Raw genomic sequence first — 14,866 nt, forward strand, 5'->3', positions numbered from 1 at the left:
CTCGTTTGCTTTATCAAAGTTTCTTACTCTATTATAGCAAAGTTCGCTTCACAGTCCAAATCCAAAATTCTAGTTGTCAATCATTTAATTAGCAAATCAATCATGCTTCATCATCCACTTTCATATGCTGAAAGATATAGAGAAAAAAGTCTTTGGAAACTTCAAAATGCCCATAACGAAGTCGAGAAGTATAGTCTTTCCATTCAGGATGTTGTCTGGCTATTTCTATGGAACAATCTTTGACTGGTGGATAATACTCGACATTTCTTCTAAAAGGATAGAATCCTTCAAACTGCTCTACTTGATAGGCTTTGTCATCTATAATTTTACCTACGGCTACAAAAGCCTGTAATTTATCTTGACTGTTCATATCGTATTTCGGACTATAGTATAAAAGATAGTCACCTTTTTTCATACGGTTTAAGGGACCGCCCTTTCCATGACAGACCTGACAAAAATTTCCTTCAACTCCTCTTAAAACATGGTTCTTCGAAACAACTCCGACCCAATATCTAGGCATTTTTATCCTCCAACACTGCTAACATGCTATTAAAACTTTCTCTATCGTTAGAAAGTTTTTCAAAAAATTTTTCATCAATCCCTTCTACTAAGGGTAAAGCTTGATTGACCTTCTCCGCGCCAGACTTCGTCACTGAGACAAGTTTTGCCCGACTATCCTTTGGGTGTTGATCGCGTCTAATGTAGTCTTTCTTCTCCAGTAGTCTAACAATCTGGGAAACCGTCATGACATCCATACCAGTGAACCGAGCTATATCAACTTGCGTTACATATTCCTCTCTATTAGACAGAAACAAAAGCGAAGTCAAAACGATAAATTGAGGCAAAGTGAGTCCAACTGATTTCAAAACTCTTTTTAAATTGCTTTCCCATTTGTTGTAGACTTTGATGAACAGAAGACCTGTAGACTCTGTTTCATCATTTTTGTAAATTGAATTAAAGTGATACTTTGACATTTTTTCTCCTTGAATATTAAGTATACATATTATATAAGAATTTATTTTGTTTTTCAAGAAAAGGAAGCTTGAATTTTACAATTCTGTCAGACATTTTATAGTCTATATGCTATAATAAAAGCAAAACACCTAGAAAAGGAAGTCTTATGATTAAACTACTAGCCTTGGATATGGACGGAACCCTCCTTAATGAAGCCAAGGAAATTCCACAAGCCCACATTACTGCCATTCACCAAGCCATTGAAAAAGGTGTCAAACTGGTTCTCTGTACAGGTCGCCCGCTTTTCGGTGTCCTTCCTTACTACAAAAAACTGGGACTGGACCTTCAGAATGAGTATGTCATCGTCAATAACGGTTGTTCAACCCACCAGACCAGTGACTGGGGGCTAGTTGACTGGCAAGAACTCAGTCCAGCTGACATCGAATACCTCTATGACCTAGCAGAAAAAAGCGACGTCCAGTTGACCCTTTTTGATGAGGAACATTATTTTGTACTCGGTGGCAAGCCTAATCAAATCGTTCAAAATGATGCCAAGCTAGTCTTTTCAGACCTGACTGAAATTTCTCTTGAAGAAGCGACTAGTGGCAAGTATCGTATGTTCCAAGGCATGTTTTTGGGCAACGAAGAACAAACAGACGATTTTGAGCAGCGGTTTGCTGAGGAGCTCTGCCAACGATTTAGCGGCGTTCGTTCGCAGCCTGTCATTTATGAAGCCATGCCACTTGGAACAACAAAGGCTACTGCTCTTTCTCGACTAGCAGCGATTTTGAAGATCGAGCCCTCAGAAATTATGGCCATGGGCGATGCCAATAACGATATCGAAATGCTTCAGTTTGCAGGACTTGGCATTGCAATGGGAAATGCCAGCGACCATGTCAAATCCTTAGCCAATGACGTTACAACAAGCAATGAAGAAGAAGGCGTCGCGCGTGCCATTGAGAAGTATATTTTATAATTGAGAAGCCCAGTTCATGTCAACTGGGTTTTGTTTCTTTTAAGAATTACAAAACTTTAGAAACTCTTTAGAATTACTTGATGTTTCTTTGATTTCTATAGCTTATACTAAAGTTAGAAAAATAAATCAAAAGGAGAAAATCATGAAAACAGTACTCGAAATTCATGGACTGACCAAACAATTTGGTAACCAAGCTATTCTTCAAGATCTTAGTCTAACCATAAAAGAGGGAGATATTTATGGTCTAATCGGAAAAAATGGAGCAGGTAAAACTACTCTTATCAAAATCATTACACAATTATTGTTTGCTGACAAAGGTACAGTTTCCCTCTTTTCTAGTCAAGAACAAAATGAGTGGACCAAGGCTCTATCTCGAGTGGGTTCTGTTATCGAATCGCCTGTAGCCCATAATCACTTAACAGCCTACCAGAATCTGAAATATTATTGTATGATACGTCATATTCCAAATGCTGATAAAGTCATTCAAGAAACACTGGACTATGTAGGTTTGTCAGATACAGGTAAAAAAGTCTTTCGTGATTTCTCACTAGGAATGAAACAAAGGCTTGGTATCGCCATTGCGCTTCTATCCAAACCTGATTTCCTGATTCTTGATGAACCTATTAACGGTCTCGACCCAATTGGGATCAAAGAATTTCGCCTCATGATCCAGCGACTCAATCAAGAAAAAGGCATAACCATTCTCATCTCTAGCCATATCTTGTCAGAGCTCTATCTCCTAGCTAATCGCTTTGGTATTCTGGATCAAGGTAAGATTATCCGTGAAATTAGTAAAGCTGAGTTTGAAACACTGAGTGAGGATTATATTGTGCTTAAAACAAGCGACAAAGAAAGAGCTTGTCAGGTATTGAAAGAACAAATCCAACTCCAGTTTAAGGTTGTAAACCCTGAAAATGAAATCCATATCTTTGGTAATGAACAAGATGTCAAACAGATTCTTAAGAAACTAACTTTGGCCGATGTTGCTATTGATGAGATATACTTTGCCCGTCAAAACCTAGAAGAATACTTCACACAATTGGTAGAATAGGAGAAAAATCATGATACATACCATTCAAGCAGATTTTTACCGTCTTTTCCGCTCCAAAGGATTCTGGATTACAGAATTCATTCTCTTTGTACTTATGTTACTGGGTGCCACTATTGGCGCTACAGGGCATCTAATGTCAGTTCAGCCAGCACCACCCGAGATTCCTACCCATGGTTGGAATGGGATGGAAGCTCTAATCAACGCGTCAAATAACGGCTCAAACCTCGTTTTCCTCTGTATTATACTAACATGTTTAGTTCTTGGAGTCGATTTAATCGGTAAGCTCTATAAAAATAGTTTGACAGTTGGCGTTTCTCGTACAGAATTTTTCCTTGCTAAATTCTTTGTTCTAGCAAGTATCGCTCTCTTACAACTCATCACCAGTCTTGTGATTGCCTTTATTCCCGCGACTCTACTAAACGGACTTGGTACAATGCCTGATGGTTTTATTGCCAATCTCCTCTTGACGATTTCCCTTCAATTTCTCTGCCTTCTCGCTTGGCTTTCGATTGTTTCCTTTATTCTCTACCTAACTCATTCTTATCTTGCCGTATTTATTGGTTATCTGATTAGCTCTATCGTCATTTCTATTCCAATGCTTGTTTTCCCAGATATTGAAATTCTACGATATTTAATTCTAGATTTTGCCTATGCTATGACTACTAATAGTCAAGCTATTCTCTATACCATCACGGTTTGCGTAACGGTCATACTTTTTTTCTCTTTCAGTGGGCTGACTATTTTCAAGAAGAAAAGCTTATAAAAAGGACCTCCTCTAGGATATAGAGGAGGTTTCTTCTGTTAAAAATAAATAAAGACCGAAAACCATTCACCATCAGTGGCTAGCTTCATGTCTGCTCCAAGAAGATGAACTAATTCCTCAGTAATATAGAGACCTAAACCAGAGGATTCTTCGGTATCTGACATATTTTCAGAATAAAAACGATTGCTGAGGTTGTCTATATTTTTGATAGGTTTTTTGACAATATTATCGATTTGTAAAACAAGCCTATTTTCTTTCTTTTTCAAAGAAAGTCGAGCCTCCTCCTTGCCGTGCTTGAGAACATTTCCAAGGAGGTTTTGTATAATTCGATCAAGCAAGTCCTCATCAGTCGCCGTTTTCAATCCTGGTTCAACGTTAAAATCAAGAACAATCTGTGAAGATTGAAAAACATCGTAATAAGCTAAAGTCTTTTTCGTTATAAAAGTTGATAAATCAAGTTCTTCCAGTTTCGGTTTGACTGCTCCTTCCATCAAATGACGGTATTCAAGAAGAGCTTCCAAACGTTTGGAAACCAAATCCTGATGATGGGCTATTTTATTTAAGGTTTCTGAACTATTATCGGGATGTTTTATTAGTTGCTGAGTATATCCTGATGCGATTGTCAAAGGTGTCCGAATATCATGAGCAATGTTACTGATTGCCATATCTAGGGTGTGTTTTTCACGCTTCATGATTAGCTGATTCTGTTCCACTTCTTGAAATAGATTCTCAATTTGGTTATGTAGACGCAAAATGGTCTTTGAAAAGAAATTTACACCGATCCTCTTCATGCTACCAGAGCGAATCTTCTCTTCGATTTGTCTGCTTAAATCTCTAATTGCTATATGATAGCGAATCAAAGAAATCGCCAAAATGATGTTAATGAGGAGCAATATTGATATCAAAATGTAAATCATTACTTGTCTCCTTTTAATCGAACACCAACCCCCCAAATGGTTTCGATGTATTCGTGATTTGGATCCAGTTGATGTAGTTTCTTACGGAGATTGCTTAGATGGGTGTTGAGTGTATTGTCTCCAGGCAGGTAACTTTCTTCCCAAATCAATTCATAGAGTTCTTCCTTGGTGAAGATTTTTTTAGGATAATGGAGCAACATTTGAAGAATCTGGCACTCTTTCTTTGCAAGGCGAATGGTTGCAGTTGTGCTACTTATTTCAAAACTATCCGCATCGAACTGGATATTTTTAAAGTTTTGTAGGAGGTTTTCAGTTTTTCTGCTGTTTTCTGACTGATGTTCACCACTTTGGCGTAATTGCACAGTGACCCTGGCAAAGACTTCGTCCAAATCAAAAGGTTTTACTACATAATCATTGGCACCGTCTAATAGATATTGGCTGATAAGCTTTTTATCACTCAAAGCAGTGAGCATGATAACTGGAGTCTGACTAGTTTGTCGAATAGCTTGCAAGACTTGGTCGCCATTTTTCCCAGGGAGCATGATATCTAGCAAAACGAGATCAATGCCACCTTTGTCAAATTGCATGATACCTTCTGTGCCAGAAAAGGCTTGTATCACCTCGTGTTCTTCAGTAAGAAGGGTTCTTAAAATTTCCTGGATGTCATTATTATCTTCAATTACAAGTATGCTCGCCATAAACCTCGTCCTTTCTAAAACTATTATAACATGTTTTGTTGGGAATTCCAGATACAGAAAAGCTCCTCTCACATTTTAAATAAGAAGGAGCTAACGAATATTGAATTTACTTAACCCAATAAGCAATCAAGGTTATAATCCATAGATGAACCGGGTAGAAAATATAAAAGAAATTCTTATTCCATATAGTTTGTTCCCCACGCTCCCCATTATAAAGTGCCATAAAAGGAAAGACAGTGATAAAGAGCCAGTCAGAATTGTAAAGCATCATTTCTAGTGTTTGGTGCCAAGTGTTGTAAATATGGATGGAAGTCACTAACAAGAAGGCCCACAGAATAGCATATAGGAGATTTCGCAATCCCTTGCGATTTCGACAAGAGTAACTAATCAAGAGAAATGGTAGCATGGTGATACTACCCTCAGTAAAAAGACAACCGAAAATCAAGAGTCCAGCAACTCCAATCCGACGCCACAACTTCTCCTTTTTATCCAACTCTTTTTTGGGAAAACCAATCCAAAGCATGGTGACACCGATGGCCAAAGTCAGGAAAATGTTGTTATTTACCATTACTCCTTTGGATGCAAATAGGGCATTGAGTAGGCTATTTCCAGCAAACATGATAATCGCCCAACTCCAAAGGCGGATGAGGTAGTTTTTCAAATTCCGAGTATGGATGAATCCTTCCATAGCCATATAGGCAAACCAAACTCCCACACAACGGGTCAAGGCGTGAAAAATACCTTCCCATATAGGAGAAACGATTCCTGTGATATGAGGGATATGGTCTAGAACCATTACTGCCGCCATCAGATACTTCAACTGCGTCGCATTCCATTTTTTCATAATAAACCTCTTTCTTTTTGATCTACATAGAGTATAGCATACATTTCTACGTATAATCGTACACCCATCTTACATTTAAAAAGCCTATCTTACATTTTTGTAAGACAGGCGTGAATATCAAAAATTTATTATGAAATTGACCTTCTAGTCGGTAATCCGTTGGTACATTTCTGGTCTTCTATCACGAAACAGTCCCCAGTTGAGGCGTTCACTTGCTCCCTTATCCAGGTCATAGGTGGCTAATAGAACAGCTTCACCTTGTCTTTCAGCTCTCTCTAGAATAGCTCCTGTTTCATCCGTCATAAAGGACGAACCGTAGAAGTCAAGACTGGAACTCTGTCCACCATTTTCCTCACTAGGAGTGACTTCTTCCAAACCGTAACGATTGGCTGCAATGACTGGGACAATATTTGCTGCTGCGTGTCCTTGCATCGTACGTTGCCAATGTCCACAACTATCCGTATCCAGAATTGGCTCTGAACCGATGGCTGTAGGATAAAAGAGCAATTCTGCACCATTTAACGCAAGACAGCGCGCTGTTTCAGGGAACCATTGATCCCAACAGATACCGATCCCAATTTTAGCGTAGCGAGTATCCCAGACCTTGAAGCCAGTGTTACCAGGCGTAAAGTAAAACTTTTCTTGATAATAATGGTCATCTGGTATGTGGGTTTTCCGATAAACGCCCAGCACTTCCCCATCAGCATCAATGACAGCGATAGAGTTATACAAGACATTGCCATCTTTTTCATAGAAACTGATCGGTAAAACAACATTTAGTTCCTTAGCAATCACTTTAAAATGCTGAATGGCTGTATTTTCTGTCACTGACTGAGCATATTGGTAGTAGTCATACTGGCGTTCCTGACAGAAATAGGGGCGTTCAAACAACTCGGGTAAGAGGATGATTTGTGCGCCTTGTTCTGCAGCCTGACGTACTAAACGTTCAGCTGTTTGGATATTTGTTGCCACATCCTTAGCGCATTGCATCTGAATGGCTGCAACTCTTACATTTCTCATCTTTTTCTCCTATTCTGGGATTTGTTGGGTGATACAGTGGATATTGCCACCACCTAAAAGAATGTCTCTGGCTGGTATTCCGACAACTTGGCGGTCTGGGAAACACTTGCTGAGAATATCTAAAGCCACTTGGTCGTTTACATCCTCAAACTGTGGAACTAAGACAGCCTTGTTGGCAATATAAAAATTGACATAGGATGCTGCCAGACGTTCGCCCTCATAGCGCTCCTCTTCCCCATCTTCATAGGTATAGCCTGGTAAATCCTCTTTAGAGACAACCTGACGAATAGCTGGGATAGGAAGCTTATGAATAGTAAAGGGACGACCTTTTGCATCCGTTTCCTTCTCTAAAAGGGCAAGGTCAACTGCAGACATGGCATACTGAGGATCGCTTTTGTCGTCCGTCCAAGCCAAGACAAGCTCTGCAGGACCTACAAAGGCAGCAACATTGTCAACGTGTTCATTGGTTTCGTCCTGATAAATACCATAGGGAAGCCAGATAACTTTTTCAGCGCCAACACTCTCTAATAAGGTGTTTTCGATTTTCTCTTTACTGAGATGAGGATTGCGGCCAGCGCTTAGTAGGCAACTTTCAGTCACAAGAATGGTTCCTTGACCGTCACTGTGTATCGCGCCACCTTCCAGTACAAAAGGTTTAGCCTCGTAAACAGGCATTTCCAAGGCCTGAGCAAAACGACTGGCTACTTGATCATCATCTTCATAATCTTGATAAAGACCATCTACAGCACCACCCCAAGCATTGAAAGACCAATCGACTGCCAACTTTTCTCTTTTATCATTTACGAGAATGGTCGGACCAGTATCACGCGCCCAGGCATCATTTGTCGGAATGTCTAAATAAACGACCTTGTCTCCAAGATAGGATTTGGCTTCAGATAGATAGTCCTGCTCCACCAAAAGGTAAACCCTTTCCCCTTCTGCTATAGTCTTGATAATCTGGCTAAATGCTTTTTTGGCAGCCTTTCCTTGAAAGGGCCATGATCCTGGTCGAGTCGGCCATATCATGAGGGTACTATGATGGGGTTCGTACTCTGCTGGCATACGGTAGCCTGCTTTTTTCGGAGTTTCTATCATGATAATCTCCCTTTAAAGTCTTGATAGCCAAAGGCTTTGACTAAGCTGCAGTCACCTTGCTCGTCCATGAGATAGAGACTTGGCAAGCCAATACCGTTAAAGGTATTATTTTTAACAAATGAGTAAATAGCCATGTCTTCAAAATAAAGTCTATCTCCAATTTCAACTGGATTTTCAAAACTATAATCGCCAATCACATCACCCGTCAGACAGGTATTGGAAGAAAGTCTATAGACATGGGCTTTTTCCTGTGCCTCAAAGCCATTTCTCAAAGGTGGACGATAGGGCATTTCAAGTACATCTGGCATATGGCAGGTCGCGGAGGCGTCTAAAACCAAGATTTCCATACCGTTTTCTACAATATCCAATACTTCAGTTGCTAGATAACCCGCATTGAGCGCAATAGCTTCACCCGGCTCTATATAGACCTCAAGATTGTAAGTATCTCGGATACGCTTGATTTCTGAAATCAGCAAATTCACATCGTAGTCTTCTCTTGTGATGTGGTGTCCGCCACCCATATTGAGCCATTTAACTTGATGTAAGTAAGAACCAAACTGCTCTTCTACTGCTTTCAAGGTTGTCTCTAAATCATCTGCCCCTTGCTCACAAAGGGTATGAAAATGAAGTCCGTCCACCAAATCCAACAAATCACTCGGTATCTTGTCTAGGCTAACTCCAAATCGAGATCCCGGAGCACAAGGGTCATAGAGCGCGTGATCTCCTTGAGTTGAACACTGAGGATTGATACGCAAACCGACACTAATACCAGTCTCTCGACAACGAGGACCGTGTTTACGCAACTGTCTCTCTGAGTTGAAGACGATATGATCTGATATCTGAAGTAACTCTTCCATATCTGATTCCTTGAAAGCAGGTGCAAAGACATGGACTTCCCCCGGAAACTCTTCTCTAGCTAACTTAGCTTCATAGAGACCACTAGCCGTCGTACCTGACAGATACTGACTAATCAAAGGATAGGTTTTATAGAGGGAATAGGCTTTCTGAGCTAGCAACACCTTACAACCGGCTTTTTCTTGGACTTCTTGTAGAATGCGACAATTCTCTTCTAATTTTCCTAAGTCAATGATATAAGAAGGTGTTGGTACTTGTTCTAACTTCATTAGTCCACCATTTGCGGATTTTCAACCACAACCCAAGGCAAACCATACTCATTCAAAGCTTCCATGAATGGATCTGGATCCAATTCTTCAAGGTTATAAACTCCGGGTTGTTTCCAAGTTCCATTCATCACTAATTTAGTCCCAATCATGGCTGGAACGCCTGTCGTGTAAGAAATGGCTTGTGAACCAACTTCTGCGTAACATTCCTGATGGTCACAAACATTGTAGATATAGATGGTCTTTTCAACACCGTCTTTGACACCTGTAAAGATACAGCCGATATTGGTTTTTCCAACTGTACGTGGGCCAAGGCTGGCTGGATCAGGAAGCAAGGCTTTTAAGAATTGAATCGGTACAATGTCTTGTCCATTAAAGTTAATAGCATCCGTACGAAGGAGCCCTACATTTTCCAAGCATTTCATGTGTGTTAGATAAGATTGTCCAAAAGTCATAAAGAATCGAATCCGTTTAACACCTGGAATGTTTTTGGCAAGTGATTCGATTTCTTCATGGTGAAGAAGATACATGTCTTTTTGGCCAACTTGAGGGAAATCATACTCACGCTTGATAGACATAGCTTCGACTTCGACCCATTTTCCATCTTCCCAGTAAGAACCTGGCGCAGAAACCTCGCGGAGATTGATTTCTGGGTTGAAGTTGGTCGCAAATGGATAACCGTGGTCACCACCATTACAGTCTAAAATGTCGATATAGTGGATTTCATCAAAATAGTGTTTGAGGGCATAAGCTGAAAAAACACTGGTTACACCTGGGTCAAAACCAGAACCAAGAAGAGCAGTCAAGCCTGCTTCTTTGAATTTCTCTTGATAAGCCCACTGCCACGAGTAGTCAAAGTAAGCTGTAAAACCAAGTTCCTTGCAACGTTTTTCGTAGATGGCACGCCACTCAGGATCTTCTGTGTCCTCAGCTTCGTAGTTGGCTGTGTCAATATAGTGGACACCTGTTGCCAAACAAGCATCCATAATAGTCAAGTCTTGATATGGGAGTGCTACATTCAAAACAGCTTCTGGTTTGTAGCTTTCAATCAAGGCAATCACTTCGTCAACTTTGTCAGCGTCAAGGGCAGCTGTCTCAATCTTTGTACTTGTTTTGCCTTCTAGTTTAGCTTTCAAGTCATCACATTTTGACTTGGTACGGCTAGCAATCATAATTTCTTTAAAGGTTTCGCTATCTTGGCAAATCTTTGAAATAGCAACTTGGGCAACGCCTCCACATCCGATAACTAATAAACGACTCATTTTTTTCCTTCCTCTTCTTCTAAAATATCCTCAACATACTTAGGCAACATAAAGGCTCCCACATGTAAGTTTGCAGTATAGTATTCTGTGAAAAGCTGGCGTTTTTTCCAGCCTTCCTTGTCAAAATCTTTGATAGGGTGGTATTTTTTCGATGCAAATCCAAACAACCAATAGCCAGCAGGACTGGTTGGAATATGCGCCTGATAGACCCGGCTGATTGGAAAGGCTTGATTGACCTTGCGGTGCATGCTTCGGCAAGCAGACTCATCCTCGTCAAAAAATGGACTCCCATGCTGGTAAATCATGATGCCGTCTTCTTTGAGAGCTCTGTAACTGTTACCGTAAAATTCCTTGGTAAAGAGTCCTTCCGTATGGCCAAATGGATCTGTCGCATCGTTGATAATGATATCGTAATCATCCTCACAGTTTCGTAAAAATCTCAGTCCATTTTGATAGTAAATGGTAACACGAGGATCATCTAGCCCCGCAGCAAAGTCTGGGAAATACTCTCGACAGACCTCAACCAACATCTCATCTGGTTCCACAATATCGATTTGCTCCAGTTCAGGATAGAGGGTTAATACTTGGGCAACACCGCCATCACCACCCCCGATAACCAAAACTTTCTTAGGATTAGGATGGACAGCCATGGGTACGTGGACGGTCATTTCATTGTAAACAAAATCATCTGCATCTGAAAACAAGACATGCCCATTTAAGATCAATATCTTTCCAAAAGCTGGTGTATCTAATACCTCTATATCCTGCCATTCACTCTTACCAGCGTAGAGTTGCTTGGCTGTTCTCAGGGACAGTTTCACATCTGGAGTATGAACTTCAGAAAACCATAAATCCATCTAGTTCTCCTTTCTCTTAATGACGTTGATGTGATTGACATCTGGATCTTCCGTCCCTTGGAGGGAGCAACCACGTTCTTTGGCAAATTGAATATAATCCACAATGTCTCGTGTAATGCGTTCACCTGGTGCTAGGATTGGAATCCCTGGAGGATAGCACATGACAAATTCCCCACAGACCTGTCCAACAGAATCATCCAAGGTTAAACTTTTTCTTTCTGAATAGAATGCTTCTTGTGGAGACAGCACCAACTCGGGCTGAATATATTCTCCGGCTATCAAGTCCTTCCCATCTCGTGAATATAGTCTCTTGATATCAGCCAAAGCACCAACCAGACGCTCAATGTCTTGGATGCGGTCACCAATTGAAATATAGGCCAATATATTGCCAATATCCCCGAATTCAATCTGAATATCGTATTCGTCTCGTAGGAGGTCATAAACCTCGATACCTGTTAGCCCAATTCCCTGAGTATAAACTGACAGCTTGGTCACGTCAAAATCACAGACCGAAACACCGTCTATGAGCTCTTTTGAGTAGGCATAGTAACCACCGATAGCATTGATTTCACGACGAGCATACTCAGAAAGCTCAATGACCTTTTCAAACGACTCTTTACCACGAAGGGCTAAATTTCGACGCGAAATATCCAAACTAGCCATCAACAAATAAGAGGCGGATGTAGACTGGGTCAGGTTGATGATCTGACGAACATACTCAGGATTCATCTGATTTCCAATAAGTAAAATGGAGCTTTGGGTCAAACTCCCACCAGACTTATGCATAGAAACCGCCGCCATATCAGCGCCAGCGTCCATAGCAGATAGCGGCAATTTATCTGTAAAATGCAGATGAGCTCCATGGGCTTCATCCACTAAAACAAACATGCCAGCTTCATGAGCCATTTCCGTCAATCCCTTGAGATCTGAACAAATTCCATAGTAAGTAGGGTTGTTGATTAGGATAGCCTTGGCATCTGGATGATCCTTTATAGCTTGAGCCACACGGTCATTTTCAAGTCCTAATGCGATGCCGATTTTGGGATCTACACTCATCTCGATATAGATGGGAATAGCACCACATAGAACCAGCGCATTGATAGCAGATTTGTGGACATTACGCGGCAAAATAATCTTATCTCCCGCCTTGCAGGTGGAAAGAATCATGGTTTGAACTGATGAGGTTGTACCTCCAATCATGAGAAAGGCATGGGCTGCACCAAAAGCATCCGCAGCTAATTCCTCCGCATCCCGAATAATCGAAATGGGATGACCAAGATTATCCAAGGGTTTCATAGAATTGACATCAATGCCAACACATTTTTCTCCTAACAGTTCGACAAGTTCTGGATTTCCTCGTCCACGCTTGTGACCTGGCACATCAAAGGGGACAATTCTTTTCTTGCGTAGCTTGACCAAGGCCTCATAAATTGGGGCTTGGTTTTGATCTAACTTCTTCAAGACATACTCCTTTACCATATTTTTAGCACCTCAAGAAGATAAAGGCGCTAAAGGTTGACTTATGAAAAAAGAGCAGGTTTTCACCTGCTCTGCAATCTTCTGACGTGTTTATTTTGGTTTCTGTTGAGTATGTCTGTTCCCGATGTTTCCTAACTCTCTAGTAGCAAATATTACGTACTTTATTGATCGTTTCACAAGATGACGTGTGCTTTCACCACACTAAAAATTTATGAATTAGGACAAGCGTCCTAACATCAACTTATAAAAGTAGGCTTTTAACCCTATCAATAATGTGGCTTTTCAACCACGCTTCGGCATTCAACCCTGCCTGTCCGTAGGCATTTTTTACTCGGGTTTATATTTGCTAGAAAACATCATCTCATTTTCTAAGCCTTATAACTATATCATATTTATAAGAGCTTGTAAAGTATTTTGTGAAACTTTTTTAAAGAATTCCGTTTTTTGTTCGTGAAATATTATTCATCAATAAAAAGAAATCGTTTCAAAACGTCAAAGATATAAGAAAAAAGAAACTACAACCATTCGCCACCGTCCTGATCTTGATAGGTATTTTGATGTTCTTGACCGTCATACCAGATAAAGAAGGTTGTTTCATCTTTTTGCTCTTCTGAGTATAGGTTTTGATACTTTTCATCCAGTCCTCTATAAAATCCGTCTATGATGTCTTGATTCCACTCGTCAGCAGCAAATTGACTCAAACTGCTTTCATGATCAAAGCCCTTTATAAGGATCATTTTATCAGTGAAAATCACATCTAGAGAATCACCAGAACCGTTGTCGATAAGGTAACGGAGTCCATAGCTTTCCTCAGTCTTAACGATCAATCGAAGCCAGGTCTCGTTTGGATCTGTTCGATACTCATCAATGACCAGCAAGGCATCTAAACGCGTCTTTATCTGGTTCCATTCAATTTTTCCCATCTCTTTAATCCTCCATCTTAACGTTTAAAATTTATTATTCTTACAAATTCTATAACCAATTTCTATCTATCCCGTCCGACTGTACTGTGGAATATTTCCTTCACCAGACAAATCATCAGGTGTACGATTTTTATTGAATCTGAGTAGACTGTAATCTTATATTAATTATCATAGTTCAATCAATCGTTCGCTAAGAATAAGAGAGCCACTCATTAATCAAAGAAGCAATTTCTTTAGGTGCTTGAGTATAAAGCTCATGATCAAAGTTATCTAGAAAAATAGTATCAAAATAGTCTGGCAATTCTTTTAGAGCCTCTTCTATCCATGCTACTTCATTAGGATATCGAGGACTAATAAACAAGGTATTTCCCACTTTTCTCTTAAACGCTTGTATTTTTCTCCGTAGCTGTAGTAACGTTTCTATATTTTCATAATTTATAGCTAACTCATATCTATTATACTGCACATTCCAATGATAGGAATGTCTTACAGCTTCTTCCATATTTTTTGACCAATGCTTTGCTTCAGATTTTTCTTTAGAAATAAGAATATCTATGTCAGAAAGGTTTTGAGACTTGATATAGTTTTTGGTTTCCTCTAACTCTGTATCTAAAGGTAAAATCTTATCTAAATCTAAATAGCCACCATCCAAAAGAATCAGTTTTTTCACTTCTTGAAATTCCGATGCGAAATAACGAGCCAAATCTCCTCCGAGAGAATGGCCTATCAGACAGATAGATTCTTCCCCAACTATCTCCTTTTTAAACCATGATTTCAACTCTATTTCATCTCTAAAATACTTTTCATATGGATTTATAAAACAAGCAATCGAGTCTAGCTCTTGAAGAAAATCCTTGCTATGACAGACATTACTTCCCAAACCGCCAATAAAATATATTTTCATTC

The 14,866-nt window shown here is 40.0% G+C and carries 15 protein-coding genes and 1 pseudogene; 3 read left to right on the forward strand and 13 right to left on the reverse strand.

Features of this window, described 5'->3' with window-relative positions; translation table 11 throughout:
• Nucleotides 1-100 precede the first annotated feature (100 nt).
• Nucleotides 101-520: an EVE domain-containing protein gene (locus A0739_RS03310; RefSeq protein ID WP_061587057.1), complete on the reverse strand. Its 420-nt coding sequence runs from the start codon at nt 518-520 to the stop codon at nt 101-103.
• Complete coding sequence (locus tag A0739_RS03315) at nt 513-974, reverse strand: MarR family winged helix-turn-helix transcriptional regulator (RefSeq protein ID WP_061587058.1); 462 nt, start codon at nt 972-974, stop codon at nt 513-515. The genes A0739_RS03310 and A0739_RS03315 overlap by 8 nt, the downstream gene beginning before the upstream one ends.
• Before the next feature lie 146 nt (nt 975-1,120).
• Between A0739_RS03315 and A0739_RS03320 the strand changes: the two genes are divergently transcribed.
• The 3 genes from A0739_RS03320 (at nt 1,121) to A0739_RS03330 (ending at nt 3,744) form a co-directional block, all read left to right on the forward strand.
• A complete protein-coding gene (locus A0739_RS03320) occupies nt 1,121-1,930 on the forward strand; it encodes a Cof-type HAD-IIB family hydrolase (RefSeq protein WP_061587059.1) in 810 nt (269 codons plus the stop codon).
• A gap of 142 nt (nt 1,931-2,072) precedes the next feature.
• Complete coding sequence (locus A0739_RS03325; RefSeq protein WP_061587060.1) at nt 2,073-2,981, forward strand: ABC transporter ATP-binding protein; 909 nt, start codon at nt 2,073-2,075, stop codon at nt 2,979-2,981.
• 10 nt (nt 2,982-2,991) lie between these two features.
• Nucleotides 2,992-3,744: an ABC transporter permease gene (locus A0739_RS03330; protein ID WP_061587061.1), complete on the forward strand. Its 753-nt coding sequence runs from the start codon at nt 2,992-2,994 to the stop codon at nt 3,742-3,744.
• Nucleotides 3,745-3,782: 38 nt separating this feature from the next.
• On the opposite strand, the gene A0739_RS03335 is transcribed toward A0739_RS03330, so the two are convergent.
• From A0739_RS03335 to A0739_RS03385, 11 genes and pseudogenes are all read right to left on the reverse strand, one after another.
• Nucleotides 3,783-4,661 (reverse strand): sensor histidine kinase, encoded by an 879-nt coding sequence (locus A0739_RS03335; RefSeq protein WP_061587062.1) that lies wholly within the window; start codon nt 4,659-4,661, stop codon nt 3,783-3,785.
• Nucleotides 4,661-5,359, reverse strand: a complete 699-nt coding sequence (locus tag A0739_RS03340) for a response regulator transcription factor (RefSeq protein ID WP_061587063.1) — start codon at nt 5,357-5,359, stop codon at nt 4,661-4,663. Before A0739_RS03340 ends, A0739_RS03335 begins: the two co-directional genes overlap by 1 nt.
• Nucleotides 5,360-5,465: 106 nt before the next feature.
• Nucleotides 5,466-6,203 carry a TraX family protein gene (locus tag A0739_RS03345; protein WP_061587064.1) on the reverse strand — a complete coding sequence of 246 codons (738 nt, stop codon included), beginning with the start codon at nt 6,201-6,203 and terminating at the stop codon, nt 5,466-5,468.
• Between the two features lie 144 nt (nt 6,204-6,347).
• Nucleotides 6,348-7,223, reverse strand: a complete 876-nt coding sequence (gene aguB, locus A0739_RS03350; protein WP_061587065.1) for an N-carbamoylputrescine amidase — start codon at nt 7,221-7,223, stop codon at nt 6,348-6,350.
• A 9-nt stretch (nt 7,224-7,232) separates the two neighbouring features.
• On the reverse strand, nt 7,233-8,318 hold the full coding sequence (aguA, locus tag A0739_RS03355) for an agmatine deiminase (RefSeq protein WP_061587066.1): 1,086 nt from the start codon (nt 8,316-8,318) through the stop codon (nt 7,233-7,235).
• Nucleotides 8,315-9,442 carry a carboxynorspermidine decarboxylase gene (gene nspC, locus A0739_RS03360; RefSeq protein ID WP_061587067.1) on the reverse strand — a complete coding sequence of 376 codons (1,128 nt, stop codon included), beginning with the start codon at nt 9,440-9,442 and terminating at the stop codon, nt 8,315-8,317. Before nspC ends, aguA begins: the two co-directional genes overlap by 4 nt.
• Nucleotides 9,442-10,701: a saccharopine dehydrogenase family protein gene (locus tag A0739_RS03365; protein WP_061587068.1), complete on the reverse strand. Its 1,260-nt coding sequence runs from the start codon at nt 10,699-10,701 to the stop codon at nt 9,442-9,444. The genes nspC and A0739_RS03365 overlap by 1 nt, the downstream gene beginning before the upstream one ends.
• On the reverse strand, nt 10,698-11,558 hold the full coding sequence (speE, locus tag A0739_RS03370) for a polyamine aminopropyltransferase (RefSeq protein ID WP_000366710.1): 861 nt from the start codon (nt 11,556-11,558) through the stop codon (nt 10,698-10,700). The genes A0739_RS03365 and speE overlap by 4 nt, the downstream gene beginning before the upstream one ends.
• Entirely contained in the window at nt 11,559-13,019 is a 1,461-nt protein-coding gene (locus A0739_RS03375) for an aminotransferase class I/II-fold pyridoxal phosphate-dependent enzyme (RefSeq protein WP_061587133.1), read from the reverse strand.
• 536 nt (nt 13,020-13,555) lie between these two features.
• Nucleotides 13,556-13,960 (reverse strand): annotated as a pseudogene (locus A0739_RS03380) (hypothetical protein); the annotation flags it as partial.
• Nucleotides 13,961-14,150: 190 nt separating this feature from the next.
• Nucleotides 14,151-14,864 (reverse strand): alpha/beta hydrolase, encoded by a 714-nt coding sequence (locus A0739_RS03385; protein ID WP_049484442.1) that lies wholly within the window; start codon nt 14,862-14,864, stop codon nt 14,151-14,153.
• Nucleotides 14,865-14,866 lie beyond the last annotated feature (2 nt).

Origin of the sequence: Streptococcus oralis, assembly GCF_001588645.1 — a bacterium.
Lineage (GTDB): Bacteria > Bacillota > Bacilli > Lactobacillales > Streptococcaceae > Streptococcus > Streptococcus oralis_AB.

Bases quoted from the DNA above. Each gene is read 5' to 3' on its own strand.
- speE (WP_000366710.1), bottom strand. From the start codon at position 11,558: ATGGATTTATGGTTTTCTGAAGTTCATACTCCAGATGTGAAACTGTCC.
- aguA (WP_061587066.1), bottom strand. From the start codon at position 8,318: ATGATAGAAACTCCGAAAAAAGCAGGCTACCGTATGCCAGCAGAGTAC.
- aguB (WP_061587065.1), bottom strand. From the start codon at position 7,223: ATGAGAAATGTAAGAGTTGCAGCCATTCAGATGCAATGCGCTAAGGAT.
- A0739_RS03315 (WP_061587058.1), bottom strand. From the start codon at position 974: ATGTCAAAGTATCACTTTAATTCAATTTACAAAAATGATGAAACAGAG.
- A0739_RS03385 (WP_049484442.1), bottom strand. From the start codon at position 14,864: ATGAAAATATATTTTATTGGCGGTTTGGGAAGTAATGTCTGTCATAGC.
- A0739_RS03365 (WP_061587068.1), bottom strand. From the start codon at position 10,701: ATGAGTCGTTTATTAGTTATCGGATGTGGAGGCGTTGCCCAAGTTGCT.
- A0739_RS03310 (WP_061587057.1), bottom strand. From the start codon at position 520: ATGCCTAGATATTGGGTCGGAGTTGTTTCGAAGAACCATGTTTTAAGA.
- A0739_RS03325 (WP_061587060.1), top strand. From the start codon at position 2,073: ATGAAAACAGTACTCGAAATTCATGGACTGACCAAACAATTTGGTAAC.
- A0739_RS03340 (WP_061587063.1), bottom strand. From the start codon at position 5,359: ATGGCGAGCATACTTGTAATTGAAGATAATAATGACATCCAGGAAATT.
- A0739_RS03330 (WP_061587061.1), top strand. From the start codon at position 2,992: ATGATACATACCATTCAAGCAGATTTTTACCGTCTTTTCCGCTCCAAA.
- A0739_RS03320 (WP_061587059.1), top strand. From the start codon at position 1,121: ATGATTAAACTACTAGCCTTGGATATGGACGGAACCCTCCTTAATGAA.
- A0739_RS03335 (WP_061587062.1), bottom strand. From the start codon at position 4,661: ATGATTTACATTTTGATATCAATATTGCTCCTCATTAACATCATTTTG.
- nspC (WP_061587067.1), bottom strand. From the start codon at position 9,442: ATGAAGTTAGAACAAGTACCAACACCTTCTTATATCATTGACTTAGGA.
- A0739_RS03345 (WP_061587064.1), bottom strand. From the start codon at position 6,203: ATGAAAAAATGGAATGCGACGCAGTTGAAGTATCTGATGGCGGCAGTA.